The organism is Mycolicibacterium sp. XJ662, assembly GCF_053484035.1.
The window spans coordinates 111,565-130,522 of sequence record NZ_JBEFTL010000009.1 but is presented as its reverse complement, the minus strand read 5'-3'; the positions used below and the strand labels follow the sequence as shown (position 1 = coordinate 130,522).

The 18,958-nt window shown below is 67.2% G+C and carries 16 protein-coding genes; 9 read left to right on the top strand and 7 right to left on the bottom strand.

Going from position 1 to position 18,958, the window contains the following annotated elements:
* Nucleotides 1-122: 122 nt before the first annotated feature.
* Both helR and ABQE93_RS21215 read left to right on the top strand, forming a co-directional pair.
* Nucleotides 123-2,345, top strand: coding sequence for an RNA polymerase recycling motor ATPase HelR (helR, locus tag ABQE93_RS21220; protein WP_448410276.1), 2,223 nt, complete (start codon nt 123-125; stop codon nt 2,343-2,345).
* A 26-nt stretch (nt 2,346-2,371) separates the two neighbouring features.
* Complete coding sequence (locus ABQE93_RS21215; protein ID WP_448410274.1) at nt 2,372-3,274, top strand: haloalkane dehalogenase; 903 nt, start codon at nt 2,372-2,374, stop codon at nt 3,272-3,274.
* Between the two features lie 7 nt (nt 3,275-3,281).
* Here ABQE93_RS21215 and ABQE93_RS21210 read toward each other — a convergent pair whose 3' ends face one another.
* Complete coding sequence (locus ABQE93_RS21210; RefSeq protein WP_448410273.1) at nt 3,282-3,704, bottom strand: Rv2576c family protein; 423 nt, start codon at nt 3,702-3,704, stop codon at nt 3,282-3,284.
* Between the two features lie 134 nt (nt 3,705-3,838).
* Here ABQE93_RS21210 and ABQE93_RS21205 point away from each other — a divergent pair, with 134 nt between their 5' ends.
* Nucleotides 3,839-4,384 carry a hypothetical protein gene (locus ABQE93_RS21205; protein ID WP_448410272.1) on the top strand — a complete coding sequence of 182 codons (546 nt, stop codon included), beginning with the start codon at nt 3,839-3,841 and terminating at the stop codon, nt 4,382-4,384.
* Between the two features lie 127 nt (nt 4,385-4,511).
* Here the strand turns inward: ABQE93_RS21205 and ABQE93_RS21200 are convergent, their stop codons facing one another.
* The 3 genes from ABQE93_RS21200 to ABQE93_RS21190 form a co-directional block, all read right to left on the bottom strand.
* Nucleotides 4,512-8,210 (bottom strand): Ig-like domain-containing protein, encoded by a 3,699-nt coding sequence (locus ABQE93_RS21200; protein WP_448410271.1) that lies wholly within the window; start codon nt 8,208-8,210, stop codon nt 4,512-4,514.
* A gap of 307 nt (nt 8,211-8,517) precedes the next feature.
* Nucleotides 8,518-9,783 (bottom strand): histidine--tRNA ligase, encoded by a 1,266-nt coding sequence (hisS, locus tag ABQE93_RS21195; RefSeq protein ID WP_448410269.1) that lies wholly within the window; start codon nt 9,781-9,783, stop codon nt 8,518-8,520.
* Nucleotides 9,780-10,445, bottom strand: coding sequence for an MBL fold metallo-hydrolase (locus tag ABQE93_RS21190; RefSeq protein ID WP_448410423.1), 666 nt, complete (start codon nt 10,443-10,445; stop codon nt 9,780-9,782). The genes hisS and ABQE93_RS21190 overlap by 4 nt, the downstream gene beginning before the upstream one ends.
* Nucleotides 10,446-10,550: 105 nt before the next feature.
* Here ABQE93_RS21190 and ABQE93_RS21185 point away from each other — a divergent pair, with 105 nt between their 5' ends.
* Nucleotides 10,551-11,432 (top strand): peptidylprolyl isomerase, encoded by an 882-nt coding sequence (locus ABQE93_RS21185; RefSeq protein WP_448410268.1) that lies wholly within the window; start codon nt 10,551-10,553, stop codon nt 11,430-11,432.
* Nucleotides 11,433-11,436: 4 nt separating this feature from the next.
* Entirely contained in the window at nt 11,437-12,390 is a 954-nt protein-coding gene (locus ABQE93_RS21180; protein WP_448410266.1) for a peptidylprolyl isomerase, read from the top strand.
* A 2-nt stretch (nt 12,391-12,392) separates the two neighbouring features.
* Here the strand turns inward: ABQE93_RS21180 and ABQE93_RS21175 are convergent, their stop codons facing one another.
* Together ABQE93_RS21175 and ABQE93_RS21170 are read right to left on the bottom strand one after the other, a co-directional pair.
* Complete coding sequence (locus ABQE93_RS21175) at nt 12,393-12,968, bottom strand: carboxymuconolactone decarboxylase family protein (RefSeq protein ID WP_448410265.1); 576 nt, start codon at nt 12,966-12,968, stop codon at nt 12,393-12,395.
* Nucleotides 12,965-13,279, bottom strand: a complete 315-nt coding sequence (locus ABQE93_RS21170; RefSeq protein WP_448410263.1) for a carboxymuconolactone decarboxylase family protein — start codon at nt 13,277-13,279, stop codon at nt 12,965-12,967. Before ABQE93_RS21170 ends, ABQE93_RS21175 begins: the two co-directional genes overlap by 4 nt.
* Before the next feature lie 111 nt (nt 13,280-13,390).
* Between ABQE93_RS21170 and ehuB the strand changes: the two genes are divergently transcribed.
* From ehuB to ehuA, 4 genes are read left to right on the top strand one after another with little or no spacing between them, the layout of a single operon-like run.
* On the top strand, nt 13,391-14,284 hold the full coding sequence (gene ehuB, locus ABQE93_RS21165; protein WP_448410261.1) for an ectoine/hydroxyectoine ABC transporter substrate-binding protein EhuB: 894 nt from the start codon (nt 13,391-13,393) through the stop codon (nt 14,282-14,284).
* 10 nt (nt 14,285-14,294) lie between these two features.
* A complete protein-coding gene (gene ehuC, locus ABQE93_RS21160) occupies nt 14,295-15,011 on the top strand; it encodes an ectoine/hydroxyectoine ABC transporter permease subunit EhuC (protein ID WP_448410260.1) in 717 nt (238 codons plus the stop codon).
* A gap of 3 nt (nt 15,012-15,014) precedes the next feature.
* Nucleotides 15,015-15,674 (top strand): ectoine/hydroxyectoine ABC transporter permease subunit EhuD, encoded by a 660-nt coding sequence (ehuD, locus tag ABQE93_RS21155; RefSeq protein ID WP_448410259.1) that lies wholly within the window; start codon nt 15,015-15,017, stop codon nt 15,672-15,674.
* 1 nt (nt 15,675) lies between these two features.
* The gene (ehuA, locus tag ABQE93_RS21150) at nt 15,676-16,449 is read left to right on the top strand and encodes an ectoine/hydroxyectoine ABC transporter ATP-binding protein EhuA (protein WP_448410421.1); all 774 of its coding nucleotides are present in this window, start codon (nt 15,676-15,678) and stop codon (nt 16,447-16,449) included.
* 105 nt (nt 16,450-16,554) lie between these two features.
* Here the strand turns inward: ehuA and ABQE93_RS21145 are convergent, their stop codons facing one another.
* Nucleotides 16,555-18,930 carry a RelA/SpoT family protein gene (locus ABQE93_RS21145; RefSeq protein WP_448410258.1) on the bottom strand — a complete coding sequence of 792 codons (2,376 nt, stop codon included), beginning with the start codon at nt 18,928-18,930 and terminating at the stop codon, nt 16,555-16,557.
* Nucleotides 18,931-18,958: the final 28 nt, after the last annotated feature.

Genomic DNA, 18,958 nt, shown 5'->3' with positions numbered 1-18,958 from the left:
AAGCTTGTTGGCAGCGCTCGACCGTTCCCACTCCAACATAGCGCGCGGCAGGGGGCTTGCGGCAAGACCGGGGTGATGCGTCAAACTCGTTGGCCGAAGCGCAAACTCACGAAATGAGGCATGTGACAACCCGTAGATCGAAGGAACTGCAAGCCGAGCAGAGCTATGTGGCGGGGCTCTACGCGCGGCTGGATGCCGAGCGCGCCCGGCTCAAGGACCGCTACGACGCCGCGCTGCGCGCCCCCATCGACGCCCAGGACGGCGGCACGCTCGTCGACCGCGACGCCGCGGTGCGCGGCTTGGCCGGGCAACTGGACCGACTCAACGTCGCCGACCATGGGCTGTGCTTCGGCCGGCTGGACGACCGCACCGGGGAACGCACCTACGTCGGGCGCCTCGGGCTGTTCGACGAGACCAACGACTACGAGCCGCTGCTGGTCGACTGGCGTGCGCCCGCGGCGCGCCCCTTCTACGTCGCCACCGCGGCCAACCCGGAGAACCTGCGTCGGCGCCGCCAGTTCCGCACCCTCGGGCGCCGGATCACCGACTTCACCGACGAGGTGTTCGTCGGGCCGGGCGAAGCCACCGACGACGACACCGCCTTCGCGGGCGATTCCGCGCTGCTCGCGGCGGTAAACGCGCCCCGCGGCCCGGGGATGCGCGACATCGTCGCCACGATCCAGGCCGAGCAGGACGAGATCATCCGCCTCGACCACCCGGGGGTGCTGGTGATCGAGGGCGGCCCGGGCACGGGAAAGACCGTGGTGGCGCTGCACCGGGTGGCCTACCTGCTCTACACCCACCGCAAACGGATGGAAAGCCACGGGGTCCTGGTGATCGGGCCCAACCCGGCGTTCCTGGATTACGTCGGCCGGGTGCTGCCGTCACTGGGCGAGACCAACGTCGTGTTCATGACGGCCGGCGACCTGGTGCCCGGCCTGCACGTCACCGCCCAGGACGATCCGTGCGCCGCCGCGGCCAAGGGGTCGCTGAAGATGCTCGACGTGCTGGCCGCCGCGGTCGCCGATCATCAACGGCTGCCACAGGATCCGCTGCCGATCGAACTTTCCGACGTCACCGTGCAGATCGACGCCGAGACCGCCGAGTGGGCGCGCCAGGAGGCGCGCGACAGCCGCAGGCCGCACAACGCGGCGCGCGCGGTGTTCACCGAGATCGTCACCTACGTGGTGACCGAGCGGGCGATCGCACGCATCGGGCGCGGCTGGTTGACCCGCGACGACCGCAACGCGTGGGAAGAGCTTCGCGCCGACTTGATCGAGGAGCTTCGCGAAAACCAGGCGTTCACCGCTGCGCTCGACGAGCTGTGGCCGCTGCTGACGCCCGAACGTGTGCTGTCCCAGCTGTATTCGTCACCGGAGCGGCTCGCCACGGCAGGTGCGGACCCTGCGCTGCATCGCGCCGATGGCGACGCCTGGACGGTGTCCGACGTGCCACTGCTCGACGAACTGGTGGACCTGCTGGGCCGCGACAAGGCCGCGGACCGGGCCGCCGAGCGCGAACGCAAGGCCGAGGCCGACTACGCCGCAGGTGTGCTGGAACTCATGGTCGCACGCGAAGACATGATGGACGACGAGGACCGCCTGATGGCGCAGGACCTGCTCGCCAGCAAGGACCTCGCCGAACGGTTCGTCGAGCGCGACACCCGCGACGTCGCCGAACGCGCTGCGGCGGACCGGGATTGGACGTACGGACACATCGTCGTCGACGAGGCCCAGGAGCTGTCCGAGATGGACTGGCGGGTGCTGTTCCGGCGTTGCCCCAGCCGGTCGTTCACGGTGGTCGGCGATCTGGCCCAGCGCCGGTCGGCGGCCGGAGCGACGTCGTGGGACGCGATGCTGGCGCGGTATGTGCCCGACCGCTGGGTATACCGGTCGTTGACGGTCAACTACCGCACGCCTGCAGAGATCATGGACGTGGCCGCCGCGCTGCTCGCCGAGTTCGCCCCCGGCGTGCAGCCGCCGGAGTCGGTGCGCTCGTGCGGAATCCGGCCATGGTCACGACAGGTCAGTGCCGAGGACCTGCCCCCCGCCATCGACGCGTTCGTGCGCGAAGAGGCCGGCCGCGACGGCACCAGTGTGGTGATCGGGCCGCCGGGCGTCCCGGGTGCGGTGACCCCGGCCGAGACAAAGGGGTTGGAGTTCGACGCCGTGCTGGTGGTGGAACCGCATCTCATCCTCGACGACGGCCAGCGCGGCGCGGCCGAACTCTACGTCGCGCTGACCCGCGCCACCCAACGCCTCGGCGTGCTGCACACCGCCGCGCTGCCGTCGGCGCTGAGCGGCCTCGACACGCTCGTCGACGCGGGTAACCAGCAGTTGACGTAGCGCGTCGATTTGGAAAGATGCGCACCATGGCCGGAGCCGAACCCTACGGACAGCTGCAGTACAAGGAGATCCACGGCAGGCGGATGGCCTACGTCGACGAGGGCGCGGCCGTCGACGGCTGCACGATAGTGTTTCAGCACGGCAACCCCACCTCCTCGTACCTGTGGCGCAACGTGATGCCCCACCTCGAGGGATTGGGCCGGCTGGTGGCCTGCGATCTGATCGGGATGGGTGGTTCCGACAAGCTCGAGGACTCCGGACCCGACCGCTACCACTACGCCGAGCAGCGCGACTACCTGTTCGCGCTGTGGGACGCGCTCGACCTCGGCGACCGCGTCGTGTTGGTGCTGCACGACTGGGGTTCGGCGCTGGGTTTCGACTGGGCCAACCAGCACCGTGACCGGGTGGCGGGCATCGCCTACATGGAAGCCATTGCGATGCCGATAGATTGGGCGGACTTCCCCGATCCGGTGCGCCCGCTCTTCGAAGGGTTCCGCTCAGCCGACGGCGAGGCGATGATCTTGGAGCAGAACCTGTTCGTCGAAGCCGTCCTGCCCGGCGCCGTGCAACGCCCACTCACCGACGAGGAGATGAACCACTACCGCGCGCCGTACCTCACCGCCGGTGAAGACCGACGCCCGACGCTGTCGTGGCCACGCAACATCCCGATCGAGGGTGAGCCCGCCGACGTCGTCGCGATCGTCGACGAGTACGGCCGGTGGCTGGCCGGCAGCGACGTGCCGAAGCTGTTCGTCAACGCCGCGCCCGGCGCGATCACGCGCGGACGGGTGCGGGACTTCGTGCGTACCTGGCCGAACCAGACCGAGGTCACCGTCGCGGGCACGCACTTCATCCAGGAGGACAGCCCCGACGAGATCGGCAACGCCCTCGCGGCGTTCGTGCGCGCGCTGCGCGCGGCAAACGATTAGGTCTGCGTCACCAGTTTCCGAGCTGGCAATGCGCGGTGTAGGGGCCAGAGTTCGAGACGACGACCTCACCGTCGACGGCGATCTCGCAGTGCGGGTTCGGTGCGCCCTGCATGGCGTGCACGCCGGTGCTCGCGGTCAGAATCGCCCACTGCGGATCCTCGAGCGTGGTCTCGAACACCCACGGCGCACCCGGGCCCAGGTCGATCTGCTCGCTCTTGAGGTAGGCGTACGCGTCGGCGTTGTAGGCCTCTTTGCTCGCCGGCTGCGCGATCAGGTAGTTGAGTTTGTAGTCCGCGGTGTTACCCGGTGACGTGAGCGTGTAGCGGACCTGATGGGTGGTCGGCTCCGCGTTCGCGGCGGCCTGACTGACTCCGATGGATGCGGCCGCCAGCGCGAGCGCTGCCCCGACCCGAATTGTCGCAGTTCGCATGTCCCTCACATCGCCGCACCATACCGAATCGTTACACCCCCATCTGTGGCGAGCGTGCGTGTTTGCGGCCGACACGCCGACCATCTGGGCGATTTCACGCACGCTCGCAACAAGCGAGGTGGCACGCTGCAGGCGTGGACACGTCATCGCAACCCCGGGTAATCGCTGACACCGGCGGCCTCGTAGTCACCGACGACGGACGCCGCGTCCTGGTCATCGACCGCGGGACCGGGCCGTCGGCGGTGCTGGCCTTCGTGCTGGGCGTGCTGGTGCTCGTCGCCGGCGGCTTCGGCGTCGTCGCGCTGGTGACGGGCACGCCGTCGGCGGCGCTGGGCGCGGCGTTGGTGGCGGCCGCGGTCGTGTCGGCGGTGTTCGTCGTCGTCGTGGTGCGCAGGATCCGGCGCAACCGGGGACGTCCGCTCAACGAATGCCGGCCCGTGGCGGTGATCGACCGCAAGCTCGGCCTGTTCAGCTACCGGGGCGGCGCGATCGTGCAGCTGGATCAGGTGCGCTTCGCGCGTCGACTCCAAATCGGTTCGAGCTCACCGAAATTGGTCGCGGTGACGCCCGGTGGCACGAAGGTGCTCAAGCGCGGAAACCCGTTCGACGGCGGCGTCGGCAGCATCGACGAGATCCTCACCAACGTCGCGCAGGGCTCCGATACGACGGATCAGCGCTAGTGTCCGGCGGTTCTGTCGCCGGAGTCGTCGGCCATTTGAGTTTCCGACGAGCGTGCGTGTCTGTCGCCGACACGCCGCGAAATCTCAGCAGTTAGCGCACGCTCGCACCGGTTTTCGCCGCACTGCGCTAGTTCCCCGTGGTCCTGGTGGTGTCATGCCAGTCGACCCACGCACGGGTGAAGTAGCTGGTGTCAACGATGCCGTTGTTGACCCGATAGTAGCCGTCGTAAACGGTGTATCTCTGGTCACCGGTTTGCTGGGTACCGAGGCCGTTGGTGTTGCCGCCCCAGGTCATCGTGTGTGCGTCACCCAGGTTGACGGTGACGGAGCCCCGTTCGAGGGTGTACCACGGGTCACCGTTGCCGTTATTCGAGGTATTCAGGCCGCCGCTCAGATCATCGCCGTCTGGGTCTGTCGTCGTGATGGTAATGGTGCAGCTGGTGAACGCACACGCCAAGGGACCGAGGCTCAGCGTGGGACTGGAGTTGATCGCGTAGATCGGCACCACGACCGTGACCTGCGCGGTGCCGCCGAACCCGTCGGTGACCGTCACGGTGAACGCGTCCTGGTAGGCGGTCAGGGAGACACCGTTGTAGGTGCTGCCGGCAGCCCCGATCCTGGCGGCGGCGTGCCGCTGTGCGGTCGTCAGGGTGCTCGTGTAGGTGAACTGACCGTCGGCGGCGATGGTGACGGTGGCTCCGCGCGAGCTGGTCACACTGGTCGGCCAGATCGGAGCGTCGCCGTCGGCGTCGTAGTACGTCAGCTTTCCGGAACTGGTCTGTGTGGTGCCGATCAGCGTGCCGACCGTCGGCGCCTCAGTCAGTGTCAGGGTCGGAGCGGTGTTGGGCACGTCCGGCTGGACGGGCAACCGCAGGGTGACCGTGCGGCCGTCGGCGTCGGTCGCGATGATGGTGAATACGTCGTCGGCCGTCGTGCTGTGGCCCAGAGTCCAGTCGCGGACGTAGGTGAAGGTCCCGGTGATCGGGTTGAACGCCGTGATCGTGCCCTTCGTCGGGAGCGTTCCAAGCGAGAAACCGGTGAAGATGCCGGCGTCGGCGGGCGGGATCGGCACCGATCCATTGACGACATACTGCGCCGGCTTGGTGACGTTCGCCGGGTTGATCGAGGTCACGTTGGTTACGGTCACGGTCACGGTCGCACTGCCGTGGTGACCGTCGCCGACCCGCACCTGGAAGCTCTGGGTGGCGCCGGCCGTCGCCGACGACACGTAGGTGAAGTCGCCTGTCGTCGGGTCGATGGTGACGATGCCGCCGTTGCCACCCGAGCCGTTCTTGGTGTAAGCGGAGTTGCCGTTCAGATCGTTGACCGACGACGCGACCAGCGTGTAGGTCAACGTGTCGCCGTCGGAGTCGCTGGCGTTGATCTTGCCGCGCACCACGCCCAGGGCGTCGGGGGCGCCCACGGTGGGCGCGCTCGTGGTCGGGTTGGCGTTCGTTCCGTCGACGATCAGAATTCTGAACGGGAGCGTGTAGGTGACGCCGTCCACGGATTCCACCGGGATGTAGACGACGTCGTACCTGTCGGCCTCGTTTTCCGAGGTTGCCCGGTGGTAAAACGCATTGCCGGGAAGCGTGTTGGTGTAGGTGTAGCCTCCGCTGCCACTGTTGATGGTGACCAACGCCCCACCCTCCGAGACAAATGTCCCGAGCAGCGATCCGCCGAAGTCCACCCCGTTGCCGTCGGGATCGGACGCATGGAACGATCCCGCCGCATACATGGAGCCAAGAGACGTATATGGCGCACCGCTATAGGGCCAAAGCTGCGAGTACGTCGTCCAGGTGTCGAACTGGGTCAGGACCGCCATCTCCTGGAACCGCTTGTAGACCCCGACGAGCCCCACGTAGACGGCGAGCGTGAACGGGTTCACTTGTTCGGCTGTCCAGGCGGGCAGAATCACATCCCAGGCCCGCTCCGGTTCGTGGAAGGCGCCACCGTCTCCGAGCCCGAGAATCGCCGCCGTCTGCGCTGCGGCGACCTTGGCCAGGAGGCTGTCGAAGTCGTTGAGGTCCGCTTCGGTGACGACCGCGCCGGTGGTCGCCTTGATGATGTCGATCTCGATCAGAACCGGGTCATAGACGCCGTTCAGCATGTTCTTCAGAACCGTTGCCGTCCCGACCACGGCGGCGCCCATGATCTTGTACGGGGTGATGACGCCGAGAGTGTCTGCCCCGGGGGCGATCGTGAACGGCGGCACTACCCGGTTCAGAAAGTCACCCATCGCATTGAGCGTGTCGACGAACGTATAACCCGGGATGGCCGATACGAAGAACAGCCCGAGGATGTTTTGGAGGTCCGGCACCCACCGCGCGGGACTGCCCGGAAGCGCACCGGCGAGCACCCCCTCAAGTTGGTCGTTGGCGAGGTCGAGCGTCCAGTCGGTTTGGTAAGTGGTGATGTCGGTGAAGTTCCACGGTGGCCCGGGCCAGCCGACCAGCCTGTTGACGGCCCGGGTGAGGACGCCGTGGAAGTACCACTCGGCCGATCCGGGCGTAAGCGTCGCCAAGGCCACATCGGCAGCCTGGGCCCCAAAGAGTGCGGCACCCGGGGCGCCAAAGAGTGCAGCACCCGGTGCGCCAAAGGGTGCGGCAACCGGGCCGCCAAAGAGCGCGGCACCCGGGGCGCCAAAGCCAAAGAGTGCGGCCATGCCGGAGACCGAGTTGATCCCGCCGTACATATCGGCTGCAAGTGGCGCACCGATGATCGGAATCATGCCGACGAAATCACGTGCAAGATCATGGATCTCGTCAACGATGTCATCCTGATCGCCACGCACCACGGCAGAGACCAGTGCGGAGGCGTTGAATATTGCGCTGACCCCGTACATCACCGTGCCCACTCCGGGAATCCAGCCGATCGACCGGCTGACCTCTGCAAGCACCGCTTCGCCCACCATCTCGGCGACGGCACCGACCGCTCCGGCCAGCGCAATGAAGGGGTCCTCGTTCCGACGAGCGGATACCCACATCGCTTGAAGCAACATACCGACGGGCGAATTCGGCGCTGAGTTGCCGTCCGGGGTGATTCCGAGTTGCCTCAACAGCTCACGCGACATCTCGGTGACAGCTACTTCAAGTTCCGCGGGGTCGATTTCCTCGTCCTCGGCGGGGTTTTCGGACGAGGACGAGGTTGCCGGCCCGTCGGGGCTGTCGGCCAAAACGACAACATCCGAAGTGTCCGCTGGTTCAGTCGGCGCTTCGGTGCCGACGAAATCGGGGCCGTCCGCAACAGCGGTGTCGTCGGACGAGGGTTGCGCAGCGCCCGTGTCAACGGCTAATTCTTCAAGTGCGCTGGGCTGCCCGGACTCCGGGGTGATCTCCGGATCATCGACCTCTTCGGAACCCTCCGGTTCCCCGTCATCTTCTGGTTCTGCGTCATCTTCTGGTTCTGCGCCGTCGTCGTCGACGGTCTCGGTGTCGTCTTCAGACAGATCGTCCTCGGTGTCCTCCTCGGACAGATCGTCGTCCCTGAAGTCGGTGTCGTCGAGATCGTCGTCACCGTCGTCGATGTCGTCGATGTCGTCGACGTGGGAGCCTTCGTCTGTGTCCTCCGCTCCAGAGGAAATGCCCGGCGCACCGGCGGTTTCAGCCCCATCGGTCTCACTCCGGCTTTCGGTGCCGCCAGCACCGGGGTCACCCTGCGAGGTCGTCGAGTTCGCCGACTCTGCCGCCGCCACACCCTGGCCGGTGACCAGTGCCGCGGCCAACCCGGCGCCGACGGCGCCGGCCCTCAGCCAGTTCTGGGTCTTGGCGGGTTTGCGATGACGGCCTTTCGTCCGACGCGGCTTTCGCGGGCTGGGAGCGGCCAACGCATCTCCTTAGCTGCATCACTCTCGGTCTCGCCGATCTGCAACGTGTGTCAGTTGCCAGCAAAGGGGCCAGCGCATGGTTCACCGGTGCAATCCGACGATGTTTCGCCGCCATGACCGGGCGGCGCCACTAGCAATCAAATTAACATGATCGACAATATTTTAGAGTGGCAAATGAAGCCGAGTTCTCTGCTCGGTTCGGCAACCGCACACTGACGCTGGCGTGAGCGTGCGCAAAATGCGCAAAATCCACGGCGTGGCGCCCTCAGACGCGCACGCTCACGGGAAAGGGGAGGCTCGAGGGGCGTTAGGCGCGGCCCAGGCGTGACAGGACCTCGGTGAGCACGTCGTCGGCGGGCACGTCGACCTGCTCGCCGGTGGCCATGCTCTTCAGCCCGATGGTGCCCGCCTCGATGTCGCGGTCGCCGGCCACCAGCGCGATCGAGGCGCCGGAGCGGTCCGCGGCGCGCATCGCGCCCTTGATGCCGCGGTCGCCGTAGGCCAGGTCGACGCGTACCCCGGCGGCACGCAACCGGGCGGCCAACACCACCAACTCGGCCTTGGCCTGCTCCCCGAGCGGCACGCCGAACACCTGGACCCGAGCGGTGCCCGCGACGGTCTTACCCTCGGCCGTCAGCGCCAACATCGTGCGGTCCACACCGAGCCCGAAACCGATGCCCGACAGGTCTTTTCCGCCGAGCTGGCTCATCAGCCCGTCGTAGCGGCCGCCGCCGCCGATACCCGACTGAGCGCCGAGGCCGTCGTGCACGAACTCGAACGTCGTCTTGGTGTAGTAGTCCAGCCCGCGCACCATCCGCGGGTTGATCGCGTAGGGCACCGACAGCGCGTCCAGATGCGCCAGCACGCCGTCGAAATGCTGTTTGGCGGCGTCGGAGAGGTGGTCGAGCATGACCGGCGCCTCAGCGGTCATCTCACGGATCGCGGGGCGTTTGTCGTCGAGCACGCGCAGTGGGTTGATATGCGCGCGACGGCGGGTCTCCTCGTCGAGGTCGAGCTTGAACAGGAAGTCCTGCAGCAGCTCGCGGTACTGCGGGCGACAGCTGTCGTCGCCCAGCGAGGTGATCTCCAACCGGAAACCGTCGAGGCCCAGCGACCGAAACCCGGCGTCGGCGATCGCGATCACCTCGGCGTCCAACGCGGGGTCGTCGACGCCGATGGCCTCCACCCCCACCTGCTGCAGCTGCCGGTAGCGGCCGGCCTGGGGCCGCTCGTAGCGGAAGAACGGCCCGGCGTAGCACAGCTTGACCGGCAGCGGCCCGCGGTCCAGCCCGTGTTCGATGACCGCGCGGATCACCCCCGCGGTGCCCTCCGGGCGCAGCGTCACCGAGCGGTCACCGCGGTCGGCGAAGGTGTACATCTCCTTGGACACCACGTCGGTGGACTCCCCCACACCGCGGGCGAACAGCGCGGTGTCTTCGAAGATCGGCAGCTCGACGTCGCCGTACCCGGCGCGGCGGGCGGCCTCGAGCAGGCCGTCGCGCACGGCGACGAACCGCGCCGACTCGGGCGGAAGGTAATCCGGGACGCCCTTGGGCGCCTGAAATTCAGTCACTGGCTCAAGCCTTCGAGAAACGGGTTGTTGCGGCGTTCGAAGCCGATCGTGGACTTCTCACCGTGCCCAGGTAGTACCACGGTGTCGTCGTCGAGCACCAATAGTTTTGTCACGATCGAACCCAGCAGGTCACGGCCGCTGCTGCCCGGCAGGTCGGTGCGGCCGACCGAACCGCGGAACAGCGTGTCGCCGGTGAAGACGACCTCCTGCGGCCCCTCTGCGGTGCGGAAGACCACCGATCCGCGGGTGTGGCCGGGGGTGTGGTCGACGGTGACCGTGATGCCGCCGAGTTCGAGTTTGTCGCCGTCACGGTCGAGTTCGACGAGTTGCCTGGGTTCGCGGAACAACGCGCCGAACGCGAGCTGAGCGAGCCGGGGCCCGAAGTCCTTGATCGGGTCGGTCAGCATGTAGCGGTCCTCAGGGTGGATGTAGGCCGGGCAGCCGTACATGTCGGCCACCTTCTGCGCCGACCAGATGTGGTCGATGTGGCCGTGCGTCAACAACACCGCCGCCGGGGTCAGGTGGTTCTCGTCGAGGATCCGGCGCAGCGGCGCCATCGCGCGCTGGCCCGGGTCCACGACGATGGCGTCGGCCCCGGCCCGCGGGGCCAGCACGTAGCAGTTGCACGCCAACATGCCCGCCGGAAAGCCGGTGATCAACACGACCTCCAGTTTTCCATCCCGCCACGACGTGGGGCGCAGCGCCACTCACAGCAATGCCTGGCACACTCATTTCGGACCAAAAGCGACACGAGGAGGACACAGGCGGTGCCGACCAACGAACAGCGTCGTGCCACGGCGAAGCGCAAGCTCGAGCGGCAATTGGAGCGCCGGGCAGAAAAGGACCGCAGGCGCCGCATCTTCACGATCGTCGGCGGGGCCGTCGCGGCGGTCGTCGTCGTCGCCGCCATCGTCGCGACCGTGGTCATCACCAACCGCGACTCCGACACCGAAACCGCGTCGGACACGACAAGCCCCGCGCCGACGACCTCGGCGCCGGCCGAGGCCGGTCCCGGCGGCCTGCCGCCGTTTGCCGCGCCCGCGGGTCTGGGCGAGAACTGCCAGTACCCGGCGGCGCCGACGCCGGCCGCCAAGGAGGTCGATCCCCCGCGCACCGGCAAGGTGCCGACCGAGCCGGCGCAGGTCAGCGCCAGCATGGCGACCAACCGGGGCAACCTGGGGTTGATGCTCGACAACGGCAAGTCGCCGTGCACGGTCAACAGCTTCGTCAGCCTGGCGCACCAGGGCTATTTCAACGACACCCCGTGCCACCGGCTGACCACCAGCCCGTCGTTGTCGGTGCTGCAGTGCGGCGACCCGACCGGGCAGGGCAACGGCGGCCCGGGCTACCAGTTCGCCAACGAGTACCCGACCAACCAGTACCAGCCAGACGATCCCAAGCTGATGGAGCCGGTGACCTATCCGCGCGGCACGCTCGCGATGGCCAACGCCGGTGCCAACACCAATGGCAGCCAGTTCTTCCTCGTGTACCAGGACTCGAAGCTGCCGCCGAACTACACGGTGTTCGGCACCATCGACGAGACAGGGCTGGAAACGCTCGACAAGATCGCCGCGGCCGGGGTGGCCGGCGGCGGTGAGGACGGTCCGCCGGCGCAAGACGTCCAGGTGACGTCGATCATGCTGGACTGATGCGGTGACCGGTCCGCCGCCGTACGGCTACGGTTATCCCCCGCCCCGGGGCACCAACGGGTTGGCGGTCGCGGCGCTGGTGTGCGCGTTCCTGTTTGCGCCGCTGGGCATCGTGTTCGGGCACCTGTCGCTGTCGCAGATCAAGAGGACCGGCGAAGAGGGCCGCGGCCTCGCCATCGCGGGTCTGGTCATCGGCTACCTGATCACGGCGGTGACGGTGATGGTGATCGTCGTGAGCGTGCTGTTCGTCCTGTTCTTCGCCAGCGCCCTCCAAGACGTCGACCTGTATCCGGATTCGCCCCGCTACACGGTGGCACCGCCCGCCGAGCTGCCCGCGTTCGATCCGCCCGCGACGCCGGGGTCCAACTGCCAGTACCCGGCCACCATCGAGCGCGCCAGCAAGCCCGTGGAACCGCCGAGCGTGGGTCGGGTGGCGACGGATCCGGCCCGCGTCGACGCCACGATCGTGACGAACCAGGGCGACATCGGGGTGCAGCTGCACAACGCCGAGGCCCCGTGCACCGTGCACAACTTCACCAGCCTGGCCCGGCAGAAATTCTTCGACGCCACCACGTGTCACGCGCTGAGCACCACGGCGTCGCTGCACGCGTTGCGGTGCGGAGATCCGACCGGCGGGGGCACCGGCGGGCCCGGCTACCAGTTCCCCAACGAGTACCCCACCAACCAGTACCGGCTCAACGACCCGGCGTTGCGGCTTCCGGTCCGATATCCGCGCGGCACGTTGGCGATGGCCAACAGCGGGCTGGGCACCAACGGCAGCCAGTTCCTGCTGATCTTCGAGGATTCGCCAATGCCGCCCAAATACACGGTGTTCGGCACCATCGACGCCGCCGGGCTGGCCGTGCTGGAGAAGATCGGCGCGCAGGGTGTCGCCGGCGGCGGCGACGACGGCAGGCCGGCGTTCGACGTGACGGTCGAGTCGGTGCAGATCGACTAGTTCTATCGGTACCCGCGCTTCAACAGGTACCGGGCACCGGCGGTCATGGCCTCGGCGCTGGCCAGGTCGAAATCGAAGGCGTCGGCCAGCCGGTCGGTGATGTTGAACGCCAGGCACACCGCCAACGCGTCGCTGATCTGCTCGGGTGAAACCCCTTGGGCCAGTACGGACCGCATGTCATCGGCATCGACGTGGTGTTCGCGCGTCAGCTTTCCGAGAAGGCCGAGAGTGGCCCGCAGCCCGTCGTCGATCGGTGCGGTCGACAGGTCGGCCAGCGTGGCGGCGACCTTCTCGTCGTCGCCGTACCACAGCCCCGATGTGGCCGAGTGTGCGGCGATGCAGAACTGGGTCTGGTTGACGTGCGACACGTAGGCCGCCATCAGCTCACGGTCGCCGACCGACCACGGCGAGGCTCCGCGCATCGCCTCATGGGTGAGGTCACCGGCACCGTAGAACTCCGGGCGGTACATCGCCAGCTTCACTGCGTCGACGACCGGCTGCCGAGACACCAACCGCACGAGCGCGAACAAGACTTTGGTGCGCAGGCGGTGGCCCCGCTCGAGAACGGTGAGCCTCATCGCTCGCGCCCCTGGGTCGCCGCGGCCAGCGCCGCCACCGCGGCTTCGTACTGGCGGCTCGCCTGCCCCACGGCGGCGCACACCACGATCTCGAAGATCTGGTCCTCGCTCAGGCCGGCGATCCGCGCGTCGGCGATGTCGTCGTCCGTCACCGCGTGGGCGCGGTGGGCCACCTTCTCGGTCAGGGTGCGCAGCGGCTCGGGTAGGCCCGCGTTGTCGAACGCGGCGCGGCGCAGCGCCGACGGCGCCTGTCCCCCGTCGCCGAGAACGCGGGCGATCAGCGCGTGGTGCAGTTCGGTGATGTCAACCATTTTCAATCGTCCAAGAACGCCACTCTTTGACCCGTTCAGACGATACGCCTACGTTCAGATCACCCCGGTTGATACGAACGTGAACGTGTGAATGCGAAAAGGATGTCCATGGTGAACTCCACACGGCGGAACTTCTCGAGGATCGGAAAGGCAACCGGGGTGCTCGCGCTCAGCGCGTTGCTTGCGCTCACCGGCTGCTCGCGGGTGCCCGAGGGCGGTGAAGGCGACACCCTGCAACGGGTCAAGGACGCCAACTCGATCAAGATCGGCATCGCGGGCGAGGTGCCCTACGGCTACACCGTCGACGGTGAGGTCACCGGGGAGGCACCGGAAGTGGCCAGAGCGGTGTTCGCCGCGATGGGCATCGAGAACGTCGACGCCACCCAGGTCGAGTTCAGCCAGCTGATCCCGGCGCTCAACGCCGGGCAGTTCGACATGGTCGCCGCGGGGATGGCGATCCTGCCGGCACGCTGCAACAACGCGCAGTTCTCCGCGGTCGACTACGTCACCCCGACGGCGATGCTCGTGCCGCAGGGAAACCCGGAGCAGGTCAACAACTTTGACGACATCAAGGCCAAGGGCCTCAAGCTCGCGGTGCTCTCGGGCACGGTCGAAGAGGCGGTGGCCCACGACCTGGGTATCCCCGCGGCCGACATCCAGCCCTATGCGGGTCAGCCCGAGATGCTGCAAGCGCTGCTGGGCGGACGCGCCTACGCCGGCGCGTTGACCGACATCTCGCTGCGCCGGATGCTGGCCGACAACCCGACAGCGCCGCTGGAGGTCACCGAGGGCTTCGTGCCGGTTGTCGACGGCGAGAAGCAGATTCAGGCCGGCGGCTTCGTCTTCCGCCAAGGCGACGACGGGCTGGTCGAGGAATTCAACACCGAACTCGAAAAGCTGCACAGCAGCGGTCAGTGGCTCGAGATCGTCGAGCCGTTCGGGTTCACCGAGGACAACCTGCCGCCACAGGATCTGACCACCGAGCAGTTGTGCGAGGCTGCCTGAGGCGTTCTTGATGCCCGACAACATCGGATTGTTCGTCGAGACGATCTCTTCGGGGCTGCTGCTCACCGTTCAGGCGACGGTCGGCGGCATCCTCATCGCGACGGTGTTGTCGTTCGTGTTCGGGCTGGCGATGCTGTCGGGCTCGCGGGTGGTCCGCGCGTTCGCCCGGATGTACGTGGAGATCTGGCGCGGCACCTCCGAGGTGGTCCAGCTGATGTGGATCTACTTCGTGTTGCCGGTGCTCGTCGGGTTCCAGATCGTTCCGCTGGCCGCCGGCATCATCGTGCTCGGGCTCAACCACGGCGCCTACGGTGCCGAGATCGTGCGGGGTGCCATTTCGTCGGTGCCCAAGGAGCAGTACGAAGGGGCCGTCGCGCTGAACTTCACCCGCAGCCAACGGATGCTGCGCGTCATCCTGCCGCAGGCCCTGGCCGAAATGGTGCCGCCGTTCAACAACCTGTTCATCCAGCTGCTCAAGAACAGCTCGCTGCTGACGATCATCACCGTGCACGAGATGACGTATCAGGCCCGCGAGGTGTTGGTCGACCGGTTCATCTCACAGGCGGCCACCATCTGGACCATCGTGTTGCTGTTCTACCTGGCGCTGGCCGTACTGATCACCCTCGCCATGCGGGTGCTGGAACGCTGGACTGCCAAGCTGGCGGGGCGCAGGCCCCCGCAGCGCCGCGGCCTGATGGCGACGCTGACGGCCCGGCGAGCGGGCTGAGCTGTGCTGTGGGACTGGGAATTCGCGTGGGAGGTGCTCCCGAAAATCGTCGTCGACGGGCTGCGCATCACGGTCGTCGCGACGGTCGCCGGCTCGATCCTGGCCTACACCCTGGGGTTGGTGCTGGCGCTGCTGCGACGCTCACCCATCCGCGTCGTCAGCACCGCCGCCTGGGCGTTCATCGAATTCGTTCGCAGCACACCACTTTTGGTGCAGATCTTCTTTTTCTTCTTCGTGCTGCCCGACTTCGGGTTGAAGTTCGAACCGTTGACCACCGGCATCATCGCCATCGGACTGCACTACTCCACCTACACCGCCGAGGTGTACCGGGCCGGGATCGAGGCGGTGCCGGCCGGGCAGTGGGAGGCCGCCGTCGCGCTCAACCTGCCCCGCCACCGCGTCTGGGCCGCGGTGATCCTTCCGCAGGCCGTCCCGCGGGTGCTTCCGGCGCTCGGCAACTACACGATTTCGATGCTGAAGGAGACACCGCTGCTGTTGATGATCGGCGTGCTCGACATCGTCGGTGTCGCCAACCAGGTGGGCTCGCGCGCGTTTCGCTACGTCGAGCCGATCACGATCGCCGGCGTGCTGTTCCTGGTGCTGAGTTACTCGGCGTCCCTGCTGGTTCGATGGATGGAGCGCCGTGTCCGATACACCGGCTGAGATGATCCGCTTCGACGACGTCGTCAAGCGCTTCGGCGACACCAGAAACATCAACGTGATCGACCACCTGAGTTTCTCGATGCCCCACGGTCAGTTCGTCGCGCTCATCGGCCCCAGCGGTTCGGGCAAGACGACGATCCTTCGGCTGCTGATGACGTTGGAGCGCGTCACCTCGGGACGCATCGTCGTCGGCGGGCAGTGCCTGACCCACATGAGCCGCGGCGGCAAGGAGGTGCCCGCCGACGAGAAGCACCAGCGGCAGGTACGCAAACGCATCGGCATGGTGTTTCAACAGTTCAACCTGTTTCCCAACATGCGGGTGCTGGAGAACATCACCGAGGCGCCGATCCGCTCGCTCGGTTTGGCGCGCACCGAGGCCGAGGACCGGGCGCGGGAACTGCTGGAGATGGTCGGTCTGGCCGACAGGGTCAGCGCACGGCCCTACGAACTGTCCGGCGGCCAGCAGCAGCGGGTGGCGATCGCCCGGGCGCTGGCCATGCAACCCGACGTGCTGCTGCTCGACGAGGTCACCTCGGCGCTGGACCCCGAACTGGTGGCGGGCGTTCTCGCGCTGCTGCGAGACATCGCCGCCACCACCGACATCACGTTTTTGTGTGTGACGCACGAGATGGACTTCGCCCGCGACGTCTCCGACCGGGTGATCATGCTCGATCACGGCCGCATCGTGGAGGACGCGCCACCGGACAAGTTGTTCACCGACCCGGAGAACGACCGGACCCGTGCGTTCCTGCGGGCCGTGCTGGAGCGCCGTTAGGCGCGGTTTCAGGACCGCGGGCAGCACCCACGGCGAGCAGACATAGAAGGCCCCAAATTAGCCCGGTTCAGGGGCCTTCCGCGTCTGCTCGCGAGAGGAAATGAACTAAGCCGCCGACGTCACCCGGTAGACGTCGTAGACGCCCTCGACGTTGCGCACCACGTTGAGCACGTGCCCCAGGTGTTTTGGATCGCCCATCTCGAAGGTGAACCGGCTGATCGCCACCCGATCGTTGGAGGTGGTCACCGAGGCCGACAGGATGTTGACCTTCTCGTCGGCCAGCACTCGGGTCACATCCGACAACAGCCGGTGGCGGTCCAGCGCCTCGACCTGGATGGCAACCAGGAACACCGAGGACGGCGACGGCGCCCACAGCACCTCGATGATGCGTTCGGACTGTTCTTGCAGCGACGCGGCATTGGTGCAGTCGGTGCGGTGCACGCTGACCCCGCCGCCGCGGGTGACGAAACCCATGATGTTGTCGCCGGGCACCGGCGTGCAGCACTTGGCGAGCTTGGTCAGCACGCCCGGCGCGCCGGGCACCGAAACCCCGACGTCCTCGGAACTGCGCTGGCGCACCGGCATGGTGGCCGGGGTGGACCGTTCGGCGAGTTCGTCGACGGCTTCCTCGTCGCCGCCGAACTGGGCCAGCAGGCGCTGCACGATGTGACGTGCCGACACGTGACCCTCGCCGATAGCGGTGTACAGCGCCGACACGTCGGCATACCGCAGGTCTCTGGCCAGACCCGACATCGATTCGGCACTGACCAAGCGCTGCAACGGAAGTCCGCCTCGGCGCACCTCCCGCGCGATCGCGTCCTTACCGGCCTCCAGCGCCTCCTCGCGACGCTCCTTGGCGAACCACTGCCGGATCTTGGCCTTCGCGCGCGGCGACACCACGAACGTCTGCCAGTCGCGTGACGGCCCGGCGTTGGGTGCCTTGGACGTGAAGACCTCGACGACTTCCCCGTTTTCGAGTTTGCGTTCCAGCGCGACCAGCCGGCCGTTGACCCGCGCGCCGATACAGCGGTGGCCGACCTCGGTGTGCACGGCGTAGGCGAAGTCCACCGGCGTCGACCCCGTCGGCAGCGTGACCACGTCGCCCTTCGGGGTGAACACGAAGATCTCTTGTACGGCAAGGTCGTAGCGCAGCGACTCGAGGAACTCGCCGGGGTCGGCGGCCTCCCGCTGCCAGTCGAGCAGTTGGCGCATCCACGCCATGTCGTCGATCTCGGCGGCGGCGTGCGGATGCGGAACACCGTTGCGGCCCTTGGATTCCTTGTAGCGCCAGTGCGCCGCGATCCCCCACTCGGCGGTCTTGTGCATGTCGTGGGTGCGGATCTGGATCTCCAGCGGCTTGCCCTCAGAGCCGACGACGGTGGTGTGCAGCGACTGGTACACCCCGTAGCGCGGCTGGGCGATGTAGTCCTTGAACCGGCCGGCCATCGGCTGCCACAACGAGTGCACCACGCCGAGCGCGGCGTAACAGTCGCGGATCTCGTCACACAGGATCCGCACCCCGATCAAGTCATGGATGTCGTCGAAGTCGCGACCCTTGACGATCATCTTCTGATAGATCGACCAGTAGTGCTTGGGCCGGCCCTCCACCACCGCGTTGATCTTCGAGGCGTTGAGCGTGGCGATGATCTCGTCGCGCACCTTGGCCAGATAGGTGTCGCGCGACGGCGCGCGGTCGGCGACCAGCCGCACGATCTCGTCGTACTTCTTGGGATGCAGGATCGCGAACGACAAATCCTCGAGCTCCCATTTCACCGTGGCCATACCGAGGCGATGGGCCAGCGGCGCAATGACTTCCAGCGTTTCGCGGGCCTTGCGGGCCTGTTTCTCCGGCGGCAGGAAACGCATGGTGCGCATGTTGTGCAGCCGGTCGGCGACCTTGATGACCAGAACGCGCGCGTCGCGGGCCATCGCGATGATCATCTTGCGGATGGTTTCGCCCTCGGCCGCTGTGCCCAGCGCGACCTGGTCCAGCTTGGTGACGCCGTCGACCAGGTGGCCCACCTCGGTGCCGAACTCCTCGGTCAACGCCTCCAGCGTGTAACCGGTGTCCTCGACGGTGTCGTGCAGCAGCGCGGCGATCAGCGTGGTGGTGTCCATGCCGAGCTCGGCCAGGATGTTGGCCACCGCCAACGGATGCGTGATGTAGGGGTCACCGGAGCGGCGCATCTGGTCGGCGTGCCGAGCCTCGGCCACCTCGTAAGCCCGCTGCAGCAACTGCAGGTTGGCCTTCGGGTAGAACTCCTTGTGCACCGCGACCAGCGGTTCGAGCACCGGGTTGACGGCGCTGCGCTGTGCCGTCATCCGGCGGGCTAGCCGGGCCCGCACCCGCCGTGACGCGCTGCTCGCCGTTTTGGACGTGTCTGTCTTCGGCACCTCCATCGGCTGGGTTTCTGGCGAATCCGCCTCGGGAGGCGACTGCACAGCCTGACCCGTGCGGGAAGGATCTCCGCTGGAAGCCATCGTCACCTCCTGTCCGGCGAGAACGTCC